This window comes from Caballeronia sp. ATUFL_F2_KS9A (assembly GCF_023630765.1).
Lineage (GTDB): Bacteria > Pseudomonadota > Gammaproteobacteria > Burkholderiales > Burkholderiaceae > Caballeronia > Caballeronia zhejiangensis.
The window spans coordinates 1-233 of sequence record NZ_JALQEK010000092.1; the positions used below are offsets into that span (position 1 = coordinate 1).

General features: G+C 71.7%; 1 protein-coding gene. It reads left to right on the forward strand.

From position 1 onward, the window contains the following. Positions 1–233 (forward strand): hypothetical protein (locus NCS67_RS31860; protein ID WP_250437941.1); only part of this gene is annotated, 233 nt, incomplete at both ends.

Here is a 233-nt window from a genome sequence, read left to right on the forward strand (position 1 = left end):
GCCTCGGCGCCCTCGCTGTCGTCGCACGCCTCGACCCCGCAGATCCGAAACCGCGGCTCCTCGCTGCGCCAGACCATGCTCGACCCGAGCGCGTACACGCTCACGTCGAACGGGGGCGGCTCACCCAACTCGTCGCCCAACCAGAGGCGCGGCCACTCGCCGGGCCCGAGCCTCAGCGGGGCCATCATGGCCGCCGACGACCGGTGGCACTTCAAGGAGGAGAAGCTGTTCCC